Source organism: Nonomuraea sp. NPDC002799, assembly GCF_053592075.1.
In genome coordinates, this window is sequence record NZ_JBSFVA010000104.1 from 1 (window position 1) to 4,284 (window position 4,284).

Annotated in this window: 5 protein-coding genes and 1 pseudogene; all 6 read right to left on the reverse strand. The window is 70.8% G+C overall.

Annotation, left to right across the window (positions count from 1 at the left end):
* Nucleotides 1-268 (reverse strand): MFS transporter (locus ACWD0F_RS51645; RefSeq protein ID WP_449890443.1); only part of this gene is annotated, 268 nt, incomplete at its 3' end.
* Between the two features lie 107 nt (nt 269-375).
* Nucleotides 376-990: a TetR/AcrR family transcriptional regulator gene (locus ACWD0F_RS51650; protein ID WP_449890445.1), complete on the reverse strand. Its 615-nt coding sequence runs from the start codon at nt 988-990 to the stop codon at nt 376-378.
* Nucleotides 991-1,096: 106 nt separating this feature from the next.
* Complete coding sequence (locus ACWD0F_RS51655) at nt 1,097-1,759, reverse strand: potassium channel family protein (protein ID WP_449890447.1); 663 nt, start codon at nt 1,757-1,759, stop codon at nt 1,097-1,099.
* The gene (locus tag ACWD0F_RS51660; protein WP_449890449.1) at nt 1,752-3,086 is read right to left on the reverse strand and encodes a TrkH family potassium uptake protein; all 1,335 of its coding nucleotides are present in this window, start codon (nt 3,084-3,086) and stop codon (nt 1,752-1,754) included. The genes ACWD0F_RS51655 and ACWD0F_RS51660 overlap by 8 nt, the downstream gene beginning before the upstream one ends.
* Nucleotides 3,087-3,401: 315 nt before the next feature.
* Nucleotides 3,402-3,623 (reverse strand): DUF2945 domain-containing protein, encoded by a 222-nt coding sequence (locus ACWD0F_RS51665; protein ID WP_449890451.1) that lies wholly within the window; start codon nt 3,621-3,623, stop codon nt 3,402-3,404.
* 69 nt (nt 3,624-3,692) lie between these two features.
* Nucleotides 3,693-4,284: pseudogene (locus ACWD0F_RS51670) on the reverse strand (epoxide hydrolase); the annotation flags it as partial.

Genomic DNA, 4,284 nt, shown 5'->3' on the forward strand with positions numbered 1-4,284 from the left:
GCCCGGCGAGCAGCGTCCGGCGGGTGCCGAACGCGTCGGCCAGCTTCCCGCCGAGGACCATGAGGCCGCCGAAGCAGAGCGTGTACGTGGTCACCACCCAGGTCAGAGACGCACGGTCGAGCGTCAGGTCCGCGCCGATGGTCGGCAGCGCGACCTGGACGACGGTGATGTCGACGATCAGCATGAGCTGGGCCAGGCAGAGCAGCACCAGCACGGGCCAGTCGCCGCGGCCGGTGCGGGGCTTGGTGTGAGCCATGTCGAGACTCATCTCAACTCCTTAACTTGAACAACGCTGTTCAAGTTAGCAGGCGCACACCATACGCCGGTAGGGTTCCCAGGCCGGCTGCGAATACGGAGAAAGGACGGGTCCCGGCCCTACCGCCCGGCCCCGGCCGCTCCGCCGGGGGCCAGGAGGGACGACATGGTGGCGATCAGCACCGGCTCGACCTCCTCGGCCGCGAGCCGCCCCGCCTCCCGCTCCGCGGCGGCACTGTGGATGATCGAGAAGAACGCCGTCACCAGCCAGGGCAGCGGCAGGTCCGTACGGAAGTCGCCCGCCGCCCGCCCCCGCTCGATGAGCCGCTCCACCCGCCGCAACGGCCGGTCGTGGTGCTCCCGGATGCGCTCGGTGGGCAGGACCCGGTCGGCGGCCACGAACAGGCGGCGATGCCGGTCGAGGATCTCCCAGGCCGACCGCAGCAGCGCCGTCATGGCCTCGGGCGCGGGCAGGGTGTCGAGCGTCTCGTCCGCCAGCACCGAGTCCGCCAGGCTCACCGCATGGTCGAGGACGGCGTCGACCAGCGCCTCACGCGAGGGGAAGTGGCCGTAGAGGGTGACCCGGCCCACCCCGGCGGCCTTGGCGATGTCGGCCACGCTGGCGGACGGGTCCGCGCTGAGCAGGCGGGTGCCCGCTTCGAGGATCGAGGCGATGTTGCGCTCGGCGTCCGCGCGGCGGGTCGGTACGGGCTGTCGCCCCGCGGACTTGACCATGTGACCACCTTACGACGCGGCACGCCGCGGACCTGCGACTGACGCGGCATCTGGCCGTGTCCCGGTGACGGCCGCCGCCGGGACGGCCGGCGCGGCGCGGCGTCGCCTATGGCAGCTCCGCGAAGCGCTCGACCTCCTCCGTACGCCCCGACACGAGCACGATGTCCCCATACGTCAGCTCGGTGTCGGCCGTCGCGTACGTGAACTCCTCGCCGGGCGGTTTGACGGCCACGATGGTCACCTTGTACTTGCGCCGCAGGTTGGACCGCCCGAGCGGAACACCGACATACTCCTTGGGCGGAGTGGTCTTGGCCAGCGCGAAGTTCTCGTCCACCTGCATGTAGTCGAGCATCCGGCCGCTCACCAGATGCGCCACCCGCTCGCCCATGTCGTGCTCGGGGAAGACGACGTGATGGGCGCCGATGCGGCTCAGGATCCGGCCGTGCTGGGTGCTGATGGCCTTGGCCCAGATGTCGTCGATCTCCAGCTCGGCCAGCAGCGACGTGGCCAGGATGCTGGCCTCGATGTCGCCTCCCACGGCCACGATCGCCTGGTAGAAGTCGGGCACGCCGAGCTGGCGCAGCGCCTCCATGTCGGTGGCGTCCGCGGTCGCGATCTGGGTGATCCGCCCGGCCAGGCTCTGGGTGATCTTGGGCCGGTGGTCGATGGCCAGCACCTCGGTGCCCCGGCGGACGAGCTCCAGGGCCAGCGACGTGCCGAACCGGCCGAGGCCGATGACCACGACGGGGGGACTCTTGTGCTCAGCCAACGATGACTCGCTCCTCGGGTAGCTCGTAGTGGCGGCTGCGCCGGTTGAGTGCCAGGGCGGAGCCCAGCGTGAGGGGGCCGATCCGGCCGATGAACATCAGCACCGCCAGCAGCAGGTGCCCGGCCGTGCCCAGGCTCGCGGTGATGCCGGTGGACAGCCCCGCCGTGCCGAACGCCGCGATCACCTCGAAGAGCACCTGGTCCAGCCCGTACGAGGTCATCGCGAGCAGCACGTACGTGGAGACGGCGACCAGCGCCATGCCCAGCACGGTGATCGTGACGGCCTGGCGCTGCGTGGTCTCGGGCAGCCTGCGGTGGCCGACGTTGACCCGGCTCTCGCCGCGCATCTCCGCCCAGACGACGAAGGCCAGCAGCCCGAACGTCGTCACCTTGAGCCCGCCGGCGGTCCCCGCGCTGCCGCCGCCGATGAACATCAGCAGGTCCGTGGCCAGCCAGCTCGACGGGTGCATCTGGGCGATGTCGAGGGTGTTGAACCCGGCCGAGCGCGGCATGACGGCGGTGAAGAACGCGGCGAGCAGCTTGCCGGAGTCGTCGAGCGCTCCGAGCGTCCTGGGGTTGCGCCACTCGGTCATCAGGAAGACCAGCGTGCCGAGCACGAGCAGGGTCGCGGTGACGCCCATGGTGATCCGGGTCAGCACCGTCCACCTGCGCGGGTGCCGCCAGGAGCGCGCCAGCTCGAACACCACGGGGAACCCGAGGCCGCCGACGATGACGGCGACGGCGATGGTCAGGCAGATCCACGGATCGGTGACGAAGCGCATGAGGTTGTCGGGCCAGAGCGCGAACCCGGCGTTGTTGAACGCCGTCACCGAGTGGAAGACGCCCAGGTAGGCGGCACGGCCGAACGACTCGCCGTAGCCGATCATGAAGCGGGCGGTGAGCACGGCGGCGGCGATCGCCTCGCACACGAGGCTGAACAGGACGACCTTGCGTACGACACGGCGCACGTCGCTCATGCTGAGCGTCTTGGTCTCCGCCTGGGCCGCGATCTTCGCCCGCAGTCCTAAGCGGCCCGACAGCAGCAGGGTGAACACGGTGGCCATCGTCATGATCCCCAGGCCGCCGACCTGGACCAGCGCGGCGATCACCACCTCGCCGAACGGCGACCAGTGCGACTCGGTGTCGACCACCACCAGCCCGGTCACGCAGACGGCCGAGGTCGCCGTGAACAGCGCGACCACCCAGGTCGCGGGCTCGCGGGCGGTGGTCGCGAGCGGCAGCGCCAGCAGCACGGCGCCGGCGACGATGGCGAGCACGAAGCCGGCGGCCACGATCTGGGCCGGATGCCGGAGCGGGAACCGGCTCATCACGGGCTCATCACTGGGCTCATCACGGGCTTATCACCGGGCTCCGCGCCACAGGTCACGCATCGAAGAACGCCTCCGCGAGTTCCAGCCGACAGTCCTAGCCGACCAGACTTCCCGGCGCACCGCGCACTACCGTAACAGTCCCCGGGAGCGCCAGCGCCGCCACGCGTTCTTGACGCACCGGCCAGGCGTCATTTGAGCGGGTCGTGACCCCGGTTCATCAGCGAGTGCCGCCCTTTGCTGCCGGTGACGTCGCCGGAGGGACGCTGTTCACGGCGTGGCCGAACTCCTGGGCGACCGCCTCGTGGTCGTCGCTCACTTGCCGTCCTCGCGCAGGGCCGACGGTTTGTGCACGGCCTTCTTGCCGGTCTTCTCGCTGCGCACGACGTACTGGGGCTCCTCGGGGGAGGCCGCCACGGTCCGGCCGGCCTCCCGCTGCTTCTTGGTGACCTTCTTCTCCACCTTGCCCTTGACGGTGGTGCCATGGCTGCGCCAGGTGACCTCGTCGCCGGCCGAAGGCTGCTTCTTTTTCGTCATGCGACCCGCGCTACCCCCGTTCACCTGGCATAACGCGACCGGCGGGGTTCTTTGCCAAAGGCGCGACCGTCAGGTCAGGGCGCGGAAGAACGCGCGCAGCTCCGCGACGAGCACGCCGGGCGTCTCCAGCGCCGCGAAGTGGCCGCCGTGGTCGAACTCCGACCAGCGCACCACGTTGTGGACCTGGTCGGCGAGCGGGCGGACCGAGAAGTCCGTCGGGAACACCGCCGCCGCCGTCGGCACCGTCCCGCGCTCCCGGGGCGCCCACGCGCCGGCGTCGTTGAAGCGCTCGAAGTAGGTGTGCGCCGACGACGCCGCCGTCTCGGTGAACCAGTAGATGCTCACGTCGGTGAGGATGCGGTCGCGGTCCACGGCGTCCTCGGGCAGCTTGGCGGCCGGATCCGTCCAGTCCATGAACTTCTCCACGATCCAGGCGAGCTGCCCGGCGGGGGAGTCGTGCAGGGCGGCCGCGACGGTCTGCGGGCGGGTGCCCTGGAGCTGCAGGTACGCGCCCAGCTTCGCCTGCCACTCCGTCATCCCGGCCAGCCGCTCCCGCTCGGCCTCGGTCAGCGAGCCCATCACGGCCGGGTCGCCGGTCGGGAACGTGAGCAGCGCGTTGACGTGCACGCCGATGACGTGGTCCGGCGCGGCCCGGCCCATC